Consider the following 13,682-nt stretch of genomic DNA (forward strand, 5'->3'; position numbering starts at 1 on the left):
GGAAAGGGTGCGGCAGAATGCACTGGTTGCAGCGCATTCGCCGTATTTTGCATCGAATATCGAGCCGGCAGGCGCGTCAGAGCATGCCTAATCTGCGTGCCCGACAATGCCCTTGATCTCGGTGAATTCCTGCAATCCGAACTTCCCGTATTCGCGGCCGTTGCCGGACTGCTTATAGCCGCCGAACGGAGCTGCGCTATCCCATGCAGATTGATTGAGGCGCACGATGCCGGTGCGAAGCCGACGAGCGAGCGTCCGTGCCTCCTGCGGGTCGCCTTGGATATAGGCGGCGAGACCGTAAGGTGTGTCGTTGGCGATCGCGACAGCATCGTCCTCGGTGTCGTAGCCGATGATCGAGAGTACGGGGCCAAAAATCTCCTCCCGTGCGATGGTCATCGAATTCTTCACGCACGCAAATACCGTCGGACGCACGTAATAGCCCGCGTTCAAATTCGATGGGCGCCCGGGACCGCCGGCCACCAATTCCGCGCCCTCGGCAATGCCTTTCTCGATCAGCGCCTGGATCTTGGCGAATTGGGCAGCGCTCGCCACCGGACCAAGATCAGTGCCCGGGTCATGAGGTGGTCCGACCGTCAGCGATGCTGCCGCCCTTGCCGCGATGGCACTCGCTTCATCCATGCGCTCGGCCGGCACCAGCATCCGGGTCGGCGCATTGCATGATTGGCCGGAATTGGCGAAGCACCGGCGTAGGCCGGCTGCGACCGCCGAACCAAGATCGGCGCTTCGCAATAGGATGTTCGGCGACTTTCCGCCGAGTTCCTGATGCACCCGCTTGACGGTCGGCGCCGCTGCCTGCGCGACGGCGATCCCGGCCCGCGTCGATCCGGTAAACGAGACCATATCGACATCGGAATCGCCGGCGAGTGCCGCGCCGACTGTCGGTCCGTCACCCTGAACCAGGTTGAAGACGCCTTTCGGGACACCCGCCTCATGCATGACTTCGGCAAAGACGAGAGCGTTGAAGGGCGCGATCTCAGACGGTTTGAGCACCATCGTGCAGCCCGTCGCCAGCGCCGGAGCCACCTTGCAGGCAATCTGATTGATCGGCCAGTTCCATGGCGTGATCATGCTCACGATGCCGACCGGTTCGTGAACGATCTGGGTCGAGCCCTGCATATATTCGAAGTCGAACGCATCGAAAGCCCGGATTGTCTCTTCGAAATGCGCCGCACCCATCCCCGCTTGGTCCGCCCGTGCCATGGCCAGCGGGGCACCCATTTCGCGGGAGATGATGTCGCCGATCTCGTGCTGACGGCGCTTCAGGATCATCAGAACTCGCTCAAGGAGCGCCCGCCGCTCCGCCTTCGTCGTCTGTGAGAAGATCGGAAAAGCCGCGCGGGCGGCTTTGATCGCCCGCTCGGCATCGGCGATACTGCCGATCGCTATCGTTCCGATGGATTGTTCGGTCGACGGATCGATCACGTGAAGCTCTCTCAGCCTTTCGGGATCGACCCACTCACCGCCGATATAGAATTTGTGAGCGTTTTTCATGCAAGGTCCCTCCGGCCGAGCCGAAATCAAAAGTCGGCCACTTTGCCCCAGGCGGATGTCCCGAAGCGGTCCGGATGATAGGGCTGGGGATCGACGATCGGCTCATCGCCCGTGGCGATATCGGCAATCAGATGGCCGGCGCCCGGGCCGATGCCGAAGCCATGGCCGCTGAAGCCCGCAGCAAGGATGAAGCCTGGAAGGGAGGCGATCTCGCCGATCCCCGGCACGCCGTCGGGCGTGCTGTCGATATAGCCTGCCCAGGCCGCGCTGATGCCGGTTTTCTTCAAGGCGGGTAGAAGCTCGAGCGCGCGCGAATGCGTGAGGCGGATGGTCGCCCGATTGATCGCGGGGTCGAGGATGCGCATCCGTTCCATCGGCGTCGGCCTGTCGAGCCGCCAGCGTGCAAGAGACTCGTGACCGGAACGAAATCCCTCCAATCCGCCGGGCGCGAGACTGCGCCATCGCCGGGCGAACATCGGCAGAAACTCTCGGGCGAAGCGGAACTGCTGCGCGGTCGGATCGACGCGGCCGCGGCCGCTGATCGCCAGCGTGTAGCCGCCATCGCTGCGACGCGTAACGGAGACACCGGATGTGTGAAGCGCGTCCGGCAGGCCGCTTGCTCCAGGCGAAACGGAAAGGATCGACGAGCGGATCGATGCCTGCGGAAATCGAATGCCGAGCTGGCGGCAGAAGGAGGAGGCCCAGGCGCCGCCAGCCAGGATCGCGATTTTTGTCCGGATCGTGCCGTGTTCGGTGACGACGCCGGCGATCCTGCCGCCTTCGATGTCGATGCCACGGGCCGCACAGGATTGATGCACCGTGCCCCCGAGCTTCAGGATCGCCCGCGCGACGGCGGGCGCGGCGCGTGCCGGATCGGCAGTGCCGTCGGTCGGCGAAAACACCCCGCCTTTCCACGACGCGCCGGTGGCGCGCCCGCGTTCGGTTGCCTCTGCGCCGCTCAGCATATGCGTCGTGACGCCGACCGAACGCGCAAAATCCCGCCAGCGCGCCCAGCCGGCAAGTTCCTCGTCGCTATTGCTGAGATAGAAGAGGCCGCAGCGGCGAAAACCGGTATCCTCCCCAGTCTCGGCAGCGAAGCGCTCCCACAGATCGAGGCTCTTCGTCGACATCGGCAGTTCACGGGCGTCGCGGTTCTGCTGCCGGCACCAGCCCCAGTTGCGGCTCGATTGCTCCGCCCCGACAAGGCCTTTCTCGACGAGGGCAACCTTCAATCCGCGCCGGGCAAGATAATAGGCCGCGAAAATGCCGACGATGCCGCCGCCGATCACCACCGCATCGGCGGCAGCGGGGAGGTCCGGCGTCGTATCGACACGGTCGAGCGGTGCAGGCATGGCGGTGTCTCCATTTCATCCTCTAGAGCGGTTCAGCTTTTCACCAAAGCGCAGAACCTCTCTAACATTTTATTTTTACGTGATTCCCGGGCGGAACGTTGCCGGACAAACGATCGCCACGGCGACCCTCATTGCCGACAATAGGCCCGCACCAGTTCAGGATCCTGCTGGAGACCGTCGAGCCAGGCCGGATCAAGTGTCGGCACCGAGGAGAAGAGCAGTTGCGAATAGGGGTGCGTCGGCGCCTTCGCCGTCGAGGGCGTGATTTCCTCGACCTTCCGGCCGCCATACATCACGACGATTTCGTCGCAGATCGCCTCAACCACCGAGAGGTCGTGGCTGATGAAGATGTAGGAGAGGCCAAGTTCGCGCTGCAATTCCTTGAGCAGGTCGATGACCGCGGCGGCAACCACCGTGTCGAGCGCCGAGGTAATCTCGTCGCAGAGGATCAGCTTCGGATCGGCGGCGAGCGCCCGGGCGAAATTGACGCGCTGCTTCTGCCCGCCGGAGAGCTCCCCCGGCCGGCGATGGCGCAGGCTGCGGGGTAGCCGCACCATCTCGAGCAGTTGATCGATCCGGGCATTTCGCGCCTGCCGATCCATGCGATGGTAGAAAACCAGGGGCCTGGCGAGAATGTCCTCGACCGATTTTGCCGGGTTGAGCGCGGTATCGGCATATTGAAAGACGATCTGCATCTCGCGCAACTGGTCGCGCGAACGCTCGCGGGCGTTGCGGCGCAGTTCCGTGCCGTCGAAGACGATCTTGCCGATTGCCGCCGGCAGGATGCCGGCGATGGTGCGGGCAAGTGTGGACTTGCCGCAACCGGATTCGCCGATAATGCCGAGATTTCGCCCTTTCTCCACCTTCAGGCTGACGTGCTCGACCGCCCGAACGAGGGGCAAGCCATCCGCCTGGCGCTGTCCGTAACCCGCGACGAGATCTTCGATTTTCAGAAGCGGCGCCGTCGCACTTGTGGCCAGTCCTGCCGCACCGCGCGATTTCGGCTCAAAGGCTGCGAGCAACTCTCTGGTATAGGGATGCTTCGCATTGTTGAGGATTTCATTGGTGGTGCCGGTTTCCTGGGTCTCCCCGCCTTTCAGCACGACGATGCGGTCGGCGATCTGCGCGACGACGGCGAGGTCGTGCGAGACATAGACGCCTGATATGCCGCCCTTCTTCATGACCGACTTGAAAGCGCGCAGCACTTCGATCTGGGTCGTCACATCGAGCGCCGTCGTCGGCTCGTCGAAGATGACGAGGGTCGGGTCGCCGATCAGCGCCATGGCCGCCGCCAGGCGCTGCAGCTGGCCGCCGGAAACCTGATGCGGGTAACGGCTGCCGATCGTCTCGGGTTCCGGCAGCGACAGCGCCCGGAAGAGTTCGACCGCCCGGGCGCGCGCCTCCTCCGGCGACATCAGCTTATGGATACGGGTGACTTCGATCACCTGGTCCATGATCGTTGTGGCCGGGTTGAAGGCGGCGGCGGCTGATTGCGGGACATAGGCGACTTCGGTGCCGCGCACCTTGGCGCGCTGCTTCTCGGTGAGCGTGACCATGTCCTTGCCGCCGACCGAAACGCTGCCGCCGGTGATGCGGCAGCCCGCACGGGTATGGCCCATCAGGGTCAGGGCGATGGTTGTCTTGCCTGAGCCGCTTTCGCCGATCAGCGCGACGATCTCGCCCTCGGCAACGTCGAGGCTGACACCCTTGATGATTTCGAGACGCCGGCCGGAATCGGTGGTGGCCTCGATCTTCAGGTCGCGGATTTCAATGAAATTGCTCATGACACGCTCCGGTCGCGAATCTTCTGCGGCAGGTTGTCTATCAGCAGGTTGACGCTGATCGTCAGGCTGGCAATCGCAAGCGAGGGAAACATCACGGCCGGCGCGCCGAACGGCAGCCCGCCGATATTTTCGCGCACCAGCGCACCCCAGTCTGCATAGGGCGGCTGGACGCCAAGGCCCAGGAAGGAAAGCCCGGAAAGGAGCAAAACGATGAAGACGAAGCGGATGCCGAGATCGGCGAGCACCGGCCCGACGATATTGGGCAGGATTTCCGAGCGAATGAGATAGAACGTGCTTTCGCCGCGGATGCGCGCCACCGTAATGAAATCCATCGCATTGATGTTGACGGCGAGCGCCCGGGCGAAGCGGTAGGCGCCCGGGATATAGATCACCGACAGCGTCAGGACCAGAACCGGGACCGAGGAACCGACGGCGGCGACAACCACCAGACCGAACAGCTTGCTCGGGATGGAATTGAGGGCGTCGAGGAAGCGGCTGAGAATCGTGTCCAGCCAGCCGCCGGCGACCGCTGCGATCATGCCGAGCACGACGCCGCTGAAGCAGGCGATCGTTACCGCAGCCAGCGAGATGCCGACCGTGTAGCGCGCGCCCATCAGAATCCGCGATAGCATGTCGCGGCCGAGATAATCGGAGCCGAGCCAGAGTTCCCGGCTCATCGGGCCGAAATAGTCGAGATCGACAATTTCGCCAACGGGATAGGGTATGATCAACGGCGCGAAGATCGCGACGAGAGCCCAGGAGAGGATGACGGCAAGCCCGATCGCTCCGACGATGTTGAATCGATAGCCAAACGAGGTTCCGGACAGCCGGCCGGACGTGGTTTCGGAACTGCTCATGGTCATCGGAGCCTCGGATTGGAAAGGATGGCGATGATATCGGCGATGGTGATCAGGAGGAGATAGCCCAGGCAGAAGATCATCGCGCAGCTCTGGATCAGCGGCAGGTCGCGGGTGGCGACCGCATCCAACATCAGCTTGGCGATGCCGGGATAATTGAAAATCGTCTCGACGATGATGACGCCTCCGAGCAGATAGGACAGGGAAAGCGCAACCGCATTGACGATCGGGCCCAGGGCATTAGGCAGTGCATGGCGAAAGACGATGCGCGGCCGGGAGGCACCCTTTAGCAAGGCCATTTCGACGTAGGGTGTGTTGAGCGTCTCGATGACGGCCGCGCGCGTCATGCGGATCATCTGCGCCGAGACGACGAAGGTGAGCGTGATCACCGGCATCGCATAGACGCGCAACATGTCGGCCAGGCTGTGGATTTCATTGGCGAAAGACAGCGCCGGCAGCCATTTCAGATAGACGGCGAAGATCAGTGCGGCGGAGGTTGCGACCATGAACTCTGGCACGGAGATGACGCCGATGGTGATCACCGTGACGATCCGGTCGTAAAGCGTGCCGCGCAGCATCGCCGCGGTGATCCCGAGCGTCAGCGCAATTGGCACGGAGAAGAGTGCGGTGACGCCGGCGAGTTTCAGCGTGTTGACGAAGCGGCCGGCAATAAGCTCGGCGATCGGCATCTGGTTGGCATAGGACGTGCCAAGGTCGCCCTGCAGCAGCCCGACGGACCAGCGCAGGAAACGAAAGAGCGCCGGCTCGTCGAGATGCATGGCCTGGCGAAGACCTGCGACGGCTTCCGGCGTCGCCGCCTGGCCAAGCAGGATCGCCGCCGTGTCTCCCGGCAGCAGCGTTGTCGCGAAGAACACGGCGAAGGAGACAATCACCAAGGTGATCAAGGCGATGAGCAATCTGCTCAGCACAAGGGACAAGACCTGGTTGTTCACGCGCGGCTCCCTTTGGCGTTCGAGTTGAGTTTGACCAATTAAATGGAGGGGCCGGGGGCGCAACTGCAGCCCCGGCCCCTATGCCTGTCAGGCTTCGAGCCAGACATATTCGGCAAACGCGTATCCCATCTGGCCGCCAAGCGTGCTGGGTAGCAAGCCCTTGAGCTTGGCCGTGGTGGCATCGACATTCGACAGATAGGCCGGAATGATGGTGCCGGCTTCCTGAGCGACCATAACCTGCATCTCGTTGTAGATCGCCTTGCGTTTCTCCTGGTCGAGCATACCGCGCGCCTCGATCAGCATCTTGTCGAATTTCTCCGATTTGTATTGGCTTTCGTTCCACGGAGCATCCGAGGAGTAGAGCAGGGAAAACAGGATGTCAGGGGTTGGCCGCGGGTTGATATTACCGAAGTGGATCGGCGCTTTGAGCCAGTAATTGTCCCAGTAGCCGTCGGACGGTACCCGCTGGACATCGAGTTTCATGCCGATTTCCGCGCCGGCGGCCTGGATGATCATGGCCATGTCGATCGACGAGTTCGCCGCATCCGAAGCGATGATCGGAATCGATTGGCCGAGGACGCCTGCCTTTTCGAAGTGGAACTTTGCCTTTTCGGGATCGAAGCTCCGCGCTTTCAAGTCCGCATCATGATAGAAGTTCGCCGGTGAAATGGGTTGGTCGTTGCCAACCTCGCCGAGACCGCGCAGCGCCGACTTGACGATCTGTTCGCGGTTGACGAGGTATTTCATGCCTTCGATGAAGTCCCGCTTGTTGCCGGGCTCCATATCCATCCGCATATTGAGGTTGGTATAGTTGCCGGAGGTCGTCTTCGACAAGGTAAACCCATCGCCCTGAGCTTCGATCAGGCGCATCGAGCGCGGATTGATCGAGGCGGCGAGGTGGATATCGCCGGCAAGCAGCGCGTTGACGCGGGCATTGTCGTCGCTAATCGCGAAATATTCGAAGGAATCGACGTTCGGGCCTGATTTCCAGTAGTTCTTGTTCTTGATGCCGACCGAGCGCACGCCGGGTTCGAAGACTTCCTTGACGAAAGCACCGGTGCCGTTCGCCTTCGAAAAATCGGTCGTCCCGTCGGCGACGATCATGAAGTGGTGTATCGCCAGGATGGTCGGCAAGTCGGCGTTTGCGCTGGCGAGCGTGATCTCGACGGTCTGTTTGTCGACTGCCTTGAAGCCGGTCATCTGGGCGGCGATCTTGGCGACCTTCGAGCCGACCGCGGGGTCGAGATGGCGCTTCAGTGAGAAAACCACATCGTCTGATGTCAGCGGCTTGCCGTCATGAAATGTGACGCCGCTCTTCAGCTTCACCGTCCAGGTCTTCGCATCCTTGGACTCGATCGCGTCGGCAAGCTCCATCTGCGGCTTGCCGCTCTGGTCGAGGATGGTGAGGCGGTTATAGAAGGAGCAGCACCGGACATAATCGGTGGAGAGCGAAGCCTTGGCGGGGTCGAGCGTATCGGCCGTCGAGGACGACCAGCCGGCTGCCTTGAGCGAACCGCCGGAAACCGGCGTCGCCGCAAGCGCCTTGCCGGCGCGGCCGAGCACAAGGCCGCCGGCGGACATGGCCACACCGCCCGCCAGCATCATATGCAGCAGCTCGCGACGGGTCGCGCCACGACGGATGGCGGTTTCGATCATGGCGTCGTCGGAGCTGGTCCAGTTGGTAATCTTGCTGTTCATCTCATTCCCCTTTTCTTCTGTGGCGGGCTGCCCGTTTCGGGCAGGCCCGACCCGGTTTTAAAATCAGGCGCGTGCAGCAGCCACGGCATCCGTAAGGCCTGCCATGGACGTGAAATGGTAATCGGGTTTGGTGAACTCGGCCGGCTCGATCGTGCCGCCGTAACCCTTCTGGGCATGTCGCCGCTCGATCCAGCAATTGGCCAGCCCGAGTTCCCTGGAAATCCCGATATCGTGGTACTGGCTCTGGGCGACATGCAGGATGTCGTCCTTCGAATGGCCTTGCGCGGCAACATAGGCAAAGACCGCCTGGAAGAATACGGGATCGGGTTTTTCGGTGCCGGTATCGTCGGCCGTGAAGGTGGCATAAAAGGGATTGCCGAGTTCCTTCTCGAACAAATCGAATGCCCAGCGGCGGGCATTGGTCATCGCGACGAGGCGGTAATCCTTCGCAAGTCTGGCCAGCGCTGCGGCGCTGTCTGCAAAACCCTTCCAGTTCTTCGCCGAGTCCCGCAGCCGCTCGCCATATTTTTGATCGGCGGGCAGGCCAAGCTTCGGCGCAATCGCGAGGTAAACGCGCACAAGATCGTCGGGAAAGAGATCGGCATCCTCGGCATAGCGGGCTGTTCGGTAGAGGCTCAGCACCTGCTCGCCGTCGACGGTCGTACCTGCCTCGGCGGCGATCTCGGCGAAGCAGGTCTTGAGGCCACTCTCGAAGTCGATGAGCGTACCGACGACATCGAATGTCATATATTTGAATTCCGGAAGGCTCTTGCTCACGTGAATTCCCCAGTGTTCGGCCCCAGTGGGAGCACGGTGAAGAAGAATATTCTGTTCCCGCAGGCAGGATCATTGTCCCGCTCTTCTATGGAAGGCCTTCGTATTTGCCGGGATCCGAGCCCTTCAGTGACCGTAGTGTGTCACCTGCACCGCGCCGGATTCTCCTGAAAGGCGTCATATGGCGGCACAAAATACCGAATCTGACCGTTTCGCGATATTCTGAGGCTTGCATCGCCCGCGCGCTGGTCAGTATTGTTCATGTTTTGTTCGGAGCGGAGGCCGGCGGGCTCGATGATTATGTCTGCCGTTTCCAGGCGGCACGCGGCAGCGCATGGCAAGGACGCCGTTGCCGAAGGCGGTAGATGACGAGGTCGACTCCCGCGCGTTCTGGCGCCGTGCTGAAGGGGGATCCGCGGTGCCGGCGGGTCCGTTTCGCCGGCACAGGCTGGCGACAGGTCAGTGCATCATCGCCAGCGCTGCCGCAAAGAAATCCTCGCCTCCGAAGTTGCCTGATTTCAATGCCAGGAGCATGTCGCCCTGGGCATTGCCGACCGTGCGTAGCACCGGCACGCCGGCGGCAATCTCCGGTCCGATCAGAAATGCCGGAATGGCGAGCCTGTCGACCGCTGCGCCCGACGTTTCGCCGCCTGCGACCACGAGCCGCCGCACGCCTCTTGCCACCAGTTCGGCTGTGATGATCGAGGTTGCGGTCTCGATCGCGTGGCCGGAGGCCTCCCGTCCATAAAGGGATTGCAGCCGGGCCACGGTTTCGGGTGCAGCGCTTGCGGCGATCACGACCGGGCCGGCGGCGATGCGGTCTCCGGCCCAGGAAATCGCCGCGGCGATCTCATCCGGACCGGCAAGCAGTCGTTCCGGGTCGAGCCGCAGCACGGGCATCGACCGTTCGGCGACCTCGAGCTGGCGCAGCGTTGCCTTGGAACAACTGCCGGCAACGATCGCTGAAAGTCCGCCGACCGGGCGAATGGCATCCGTCGGCGCTGCGCGGCCGGACGATATCCGACCGGAGCGGACGAGCGCGCGGGCAAGGCCGAGGCCGAGCCCGGAGGCGCCGGTGGACACCGGGGTTTCGAGCGCGATCTCGCCAAGCGTTTCAAGATCCCGCTCGAAAATCGCATCGGCGATGGCAGCGGTGACGCCGGCCGCGCTGAGGGCCTCGAGCCTCGTTTTGACGGTGCCGGGTCCGGCGGCGATGGCGGTGAGATCGATCAGCCCGACAGCGCCATGCGATTGCCGGGTGAGAACCCGCACGAGATTGGCGTCATGCATCGGGTTGAGGGGGTGGTCCTTGAGCGGGCTTTCGTTCAACGGCTGTCCGCCGACGAAGAGATGGCCGAGATAGACGGTGCGGCCAGTTTCCGGGAAGGCTGGTGTCACCAGCACGATGCCGCCGCCCGCCGCATCGCTCAATGCCTCGGTGACCGGCCCGATATTGCCGGCATCGGTGGAATCGAAGGTCGAACAGATCTTGTAGAGCACGTGGCTCGCGCCCCGCCGGCGCAACCATCGCTCGGCGCTGGTTGCGGCCGTTACGGCGTCTGAAGGGGGGAGGGAGCGGATCTTCAGGGAGACGACGACAGCGTCCACGTCAGGCAAAGCGAGCGACGGATCGGGGATGCCGACCGTCTGCACCGTGCGCAGACCGTTCTTCGTCAGCGTATTGGCGAGGTCGGACGCGCCCGTATAGTCGTCGGCAATTGATCCGAGCAAAATGGCCATTGTCTAGCTCCGTGCAAAAGGTCTGAACCAGCCGAGGCCGTCCAGTGTGTGGCTGCGCGGGATGTATTCGCAGCCGATGAAACCGTCGTAACCCAGGCGGTCGATTTCGCCGAAAAGGTAGGGATAGTTCAGTTCCTCCCCGTCCGGCTCGTTGCGAGACGGCACGCTGGCGATCTGGATATGACCGGTGATCGGCAGCAGGCGCCGCAACGCCATCGTGACGTCGCCATGGATGATCTGGCGATGATAGATGTCGAACTGGAGTTTCAGGTTGGCCAGGCCGGATTCGGCAATCAGCTTTTCGGCGGCGCCGAAGTCGTTGAGGAAATATCCCGGCATGTTTCGCCCGTTGATCGGCTCGAGCACGAGATCGATGCCTTTTTCCGCAAGCCGCCCGGCAGTATAAGCGACGGAGCGCCGGTATGATGAGGAGGCGTCTTCGTCACGAGGGTCGGCAATGCCTGCCATCAGGTGCAACCGCCTGACGCCGGTCGCAGCCGCATAGTCGAGTGCCCGCTCGACATCCGCTTTCAGCGCATCGAACCGTCCGGGAAGCGCCGCGATCCCGCGCTCGCCGGCCGCCCAGTCGCCCGGCGGCAGGTTGAACAAGGCCTGCTGCAGATTGTTGCGGGCAAGCCGTTCGGCGATTGCCTCCGGCGCAGCTTCGTAGGGAAAGAGATATTCGACGGCGGCAAAGCCGGCATCGGCTGCCGCGTCGAAGCGGTCGAGGAATGTCCATTCGTTGAACATCATCGTCAGGTTGGCGGCGAAAACCGGCATGGTGGCGTTTCCTTTTTACAGCTTTTGCGGCTCTTTGCCGGGGCCGGGCAGTTCCGCGCCGGAAAGCTTGGCGTAGAGCCGCGCCAGCGAGGAATCATCATCACGGCCCATGCCGGCGCCGGCGGCGGCGAGATACATCTGTAGCGCCGCGGCCGCCAGCGGCACCGGATAACGCGCGGAGCGGGCCATGTCCTGGACGATACCGAGATCCTTGACGAAAATCTCGATGCTGCTGAGCGGTGTATAGTCTCCGGCCAGCACATGCGGCACACGGTTTTCGAACATCCACGAATTGCCTGCCGAGGCGGTGATCACCTCATAGACCTTGTCGAGGTCGAGACCTTGTTTGGCAGCAAATGTTATGGCCTCGCAGGCGGCCGCGATGTGCACGCCGGCGAGAAGCTGGTTGATCATCTTGAAGGCGGCACCTGCTCCGGCGGCGTCGCCGAGCTCATAGACCTTGCCGGCCATGGCGTCGAGACCCGGACGAGCGGTGTCGAAAGCCTGCCCGGAGCCGGACGCCATGATCGTCAGCTGGCCCAGCGCAGCCTTGGCCGCGCCGCCTGAAATCGGCGCGTCGAGATAGTGCAGGCCGAGAGCCTCCACCCTTCGTGCCAGATCGCGGGCAACGGCAGGATCCATGGTTGCCGAGGAGATGAAGACGGCTCCGGGCTTCATCGTGTTCGCGACGCCTTCCGGCCCGAACAACACGGCCTCGGTCTGGGCGCCGTTGACCACGACGGAGACGACGATGTCGGCGTCCTTCGCGGCGCCTGCCGGGGTCGTCGCCCCACGTCCGCCATCGGCGATGAAACGGTCCACCGCGGCCGGCGTGATGTCATATCCGACGACATCGAGCCCGGCGCGCTTCATCGACCGGGCCATCCCGAGCCCCATGGAACCGAGACCGATGACGGCGGCGACGATGCCAGAGCCTGGATTTTCAGCAAGTGGTGACATCAGGAGGTTCTCCGGTCTCGTAAGGAAAGGTCGTGCCGTTCCGGGTGCTATGGCGACAGAGCAGCGCAGCGGTGTGGCAGCGCTGCCATTTTAGTAGTGCATTTTGGCAGCGCTGCCAACGGCAAATTGGTAGCGCTGCCAAAAAACCTTTGCTTCTTGGCAAGAGCCATGAAAATGGTGAAGCAATGGTCGGAAAGCGAACAGAACGCCCAACCACCTGAACAGCTGGATTTCAAACGTGATGATGGAATTGAAACAGCCGGCGACCGTAACGCTTGCCGAGGTCGCGGAAGCGGCCGGTGTTGGCGAGAGCACGGTGTCGCGCGTGCTGCGCAATCACGGCTCGTTTTCCGGCAAGACGCGGGAGCGGGTGATGGCTGCCGTCGAGCGGCTGGGCTATGTGCCGAACCGGATCGCCGGGACGCTGGCCTCCACCGGCTCGCGTCTGGTCGCCTTCGTCATCCCCTCGCTGTCGAACATCGTCTTCCCCGATGTGCTGCGCGGCGCCAGCAACGTCCTGGAGGAAAACCGGTATCAGGCGGTGTTCTCCGTCACCGATTATGATCCGGGCAAGGAGGAAGCTCTTGCCGCCGCGATGCTCGCCTGGCGGCCGGCGGCGGTCATGCTGGCGGGATACGAGCATACCGACGGGACAGTGAAGATGCTGCGCGCCAGCGGATGCAGGGTCGTGGAACTGCTCGATCTCGACGGAGATGCACTCGATATCGCGGTCGGCTTTTCGAACCGCGCGGCCGGGCGGGAGAGCGCTGCCTTCCTGCTGAAGCGGGGCTATCGCCGGATCGGCTATGTCGGTCACGATCTCAATCGCGATACCCGCGCCGGCAAGCGGTTTTCAAGCTTTTGCGAAACGCTGGAGGCCGGTGGAGCGCCCCTCGTCGCGCGTGAAATTCTCGCCGGCGCTTCGTCCGTGGAAAACGGCAGGCTGGGGCTGGAGCGGCTGCTTGCCCAAACGCAGGATCTCGATGCTGTTTATTTCTCCAACGACGATATGGCGCTCGGCGGCTATTTCCACTGTCTGGCCGCGGGGATCGCCATCCCCTCGAAGCTTGCCATTTTCGGCTATAACGGCCTCGATATCGGCCGGGCGATGCCGCAGCCCTTGTCGACCATCCGAACACCGCGTGTGGCGACCGGACAGATCGCCGCGCAACTGGTCGTTGCCAACGCGCCGCCCCAAGCCGTCGATCTCGGTTTCGAGCTGATCGAAGGCGCAACCGCGTAATATCGAAGGCGCAACCGCGTAATATTGGA

The 13,682-nt window shown here is 62.8% G+C and carries 11 protein-coding genes; 1 reads left to right on the top strand and 10 read right to left on the bottom strand.

Annotated features, from left to right (window positions below; genetic code table 11):
* Nucleotides 1-87: 87 nt before the first annotated feature.
* From FHX14_RS17990 to ltnD, 10 genes are all read right to left on the bottom strand, one after another.
* Nucleotides 88-1,512, bottom strand: a complete 1,425-nt coding sequence (locus FHX14_RS17990; RefSeq protein WP_184377959.1) for an aldehyde dehydrogenase family protein — start codon at nt 1,510-1,512, stop codon at nt 88-90.
* 26 nt (nt 1,513-1,538) lie between these two features.
* Nucleotides 1,539-2,864 carry an FAD-binding oxidoreductase gene (locus FHX14_RS17995; RefSeq protein WP_184377960.1) on the bottom strand — a complete coding sequence of 442 codons (1,326 nt, stop codon included), beginning with the start codon at nt 2,862-2,864 and terminating at the stop codon, nt 1,539-1,541.
* 128 nt (nt 2,865-2,992) lie between these two features.
* A complete protein-coding gene (locus FHX14_RS18000; protein WP_184377961.1) occupies nt 2,993-4,648 on the bottom strand; it encodes an ABC transporter ATP-binding protein in 1,656 nt (551 codons plus the stop codon).
* Nucleotides 4,645-5,511, bottom strand: coding sequence for an ABC transporter permease (locus FHX14_RS18005; protein ID WP_184377962.1), 867 nt, complete (start codon nt 5,509-5,511; stop codon nt 4,645-4,647). Before FHX14_RS18005 ends, FHX14_RS18000 begins: the two co-directional genes overlap by 4 nt.
* Nucleotides 5,508-6,458 carry an ABC transporter permease gene (locus FHX14_RS18010; protein WP_184377963.1) on the bottom strand — a complete coding sequence of 317 codons (951 nt, stop codon included), beginning with the start codon at nt 6,456-6,458 and terminating at the stop codon, nt 5,508-5,510. The genes FHX14_RS18005 and FHX14_RS18010 overlap by 4 nt, the downstream gene beginning before the upstream one ends.
* Nucleotides 6,459-6,545: 87 nt before the next feature.
* Complete coding sequence (locus FHX14_RS18015; protein WP_183692265.1) at nt 6,546-8,156, bottom strand: ABC transporter substrate-binding protein; 1,611 nt, start codon at nt 8,154-8,156, stop codon at nt 6,546-6,548.
* Nucleotides 8,157-8,219: 63 nt separating this feature from the next.
* Nucleotides 8,220-8,933 (bottom strand): HAD-IA family hydrolase, encoded by a 714-nt coding sequence (locus FHX14_RS18020; RefSeq protein WP_184377964.1) that lies wholly within the window; start codon nt 8,931-8,933, stop codon nt 8,220-8,222.
* 456 nt (nt 8,934-9,389) lie between these two features.
* Nucleotides 9,390-10,670, bottom strand: a complete 1,281-nt coding sequence (gene otnK, locus FHX14_RS18025) for a 3-oxo-tetronate kinase (RefSeq protein WP_184377965.1) — start codon at nt 10,668-10,670, stop codon at nt 9,390-9,392.
* A 3-nt stretch (nt 10,671-10,673) separates the two neighbouring features.
* Nucleotides 10,674-11,450: a 2-oxo-tetronate isomerase gene (gene otnI, locus FHX14_RS18030; protein WP_184377966.1), complete on the bottom strand. Its 777-nt coding sequence runs from the start codon at nt 11,448-11,450 to the stop codon at nt 10,674-10,676.
* A 15-nt stretch (nt 11,451-11,465) separates the two neighbouring features.
* Nucleotides 11,466-12,410 carry an L-threonate dehydrogenase gene (gene ltnD / locus FHX14_RS18035; RefSeq protein WP_184377967.1) on the bottom strand — a complete coding sequence of 315 codons (945 nt, stop codon included), beginning with the start codon at nt 12,408-12,410 and terminating at the stop codon, nt 11,466-11,468.
* A gap of 244 nt (nt 12,411-12,654) precedes the next feature.
* Between ltnD and FHX14_RS18040 the strand changes: the two genes are divergently transcribed.
* Nucleotides 12,655-13,653 (top strand): LacI family DNA-binding transcriptional regulator, encoded by a 999-nt coding sequence (locus FHX14_RS18040; protein ID WP_184378156.1) that lies wholly within the window; start codon nt 12,655-12,657, stop codon nt 13,651-13,653.
* Nucleotides 13,654-13,682 lie beyond the last annotated feature (29 nt).

Origin of the sequence: Rhizobium sp. BK619 (assembly GCF_014195245.1) — a bacterium.
Lineage (GTDB): Bacteria > Pseudomonadota > Alphaproteobacteria > Rhizobiales > Rhizobiaceae > Rhizobium > Rhizobium acidisoli.